Genomic DNA, 534 nt, shown 5'->3' on the forward strand with positions numbered 1-534 from the left:
CAAAGCAAAGTGAGTATGATAGACTTTTATTTGCTGCTGTAGAAAGTGGGAATGTTAGTGAAGTTACAAATCTTCTCAATATTGGAGCTAACATCGAAGCTAGAGGTGCAAAAAATGAAACGCCTTTATGTGCAGCTTCTCGTATAAACAAATTGGATGTACTTGAACTTCTCCTCAGTAGAAATGCTAATGTTAACGTTCAAGACGATGATCGAAGAACACCTTTACATCACGCTGCTTACCTTGGTAAGGGAGTTGAACTCATCCTTGATAAAGGTGCTAATATTGAAGCCAAGGACATAAACGATTGGACGCCTTTGCACTATGCTGCTTGGGGAGGTCAATCAGATACAGTTAAAACGCTTGTAAATAAGTGGGCTAACATTGGAGCTAAAAATAAGGATGGTGGAAAACCTTTAGATGTAGCAAATACCTCTCGTCAGTCAGAAGTAGTAAACTTTTTAGGACCAAAGCAAAGTGAGTATGATAGACTTTTATTTGCTGCTGTAGAAAGTGGGAATGTTAGTGAAGTTA

Annotated in this window: 1 protein-coding gene; it reads left to right on the forward strand. The window is 38.4% G+C overall.

Going from position 1 to position 534, the window contains the following annotated elements; all coding sequences use genetic code 11:
- The coding region (locus OZD66_RS05540; RefSeq protein ID WP_275022458.1) for an ankyrin repeat domain-containing protein at positions 1-534 on the forward strand (534 nt) is incomplete at both ends.

This window comes from Wolbachia endosymbiont of Drosophila baimaii (genome assembly GCF_028982185.1).
GTDB classification, from domain to species: Bacteria; Pseudomonadota; Alphaproteobacteria; order Rickettsiales; family Anaplasmataceae; genus Wolbachia; species Wolbachia pipientis.